The organism is Streptomyces blattellae, assembly GCF_009709555.1.
Lineage (GTDB): Bacteria > Actinomycetota > Actinomycetes > Streptomycetales > Streptomycetaceae > Streptomyces > Streptomyces blattellae.
The window spans coordinates 1-238 of record NZ_WJBG01000038.1 but is presented as its reverse complement, the minus strand read 5'-3'; the positions used below and the strand labels follow the sequence as shown (position 1 = coordinate 238).

1 pseudogene is annotated in these 238 nt (G+C 63.9%); it reads right to left on the bottom strand.

From position 1 onward, the window contains the following. Positions 1-25: 25 nt before the first annotated feature. Positions 26-238: pseudogene (locus tag GFH49_RS39685) on the bottom strand (hypothetical protein); the annotation flags it as partial.

Here is a 238-nt window from a genome sequence, read left to right as displayed (position 1 = left end):
CAGGGCTGACGCAAGGTCGAATTTCTCAGCAAAGTCGCAGGTCGGTGGGTACGCCGAAGAGGTCCAGGGGTGCCTTGTGGGGTGACAGGGCAATCCGGCGCTTGGCGTCCGCGATGGAACTGCCCATAGTGCGGAGGTAGTTCATGGCCACCGATCGCAACGTCGAGGCATTCTGCGGTCCGTGGCCGCTGCGGATGCGCGAGGCATCCTCGCCGAACGTCACATCCCGCACGTAGTG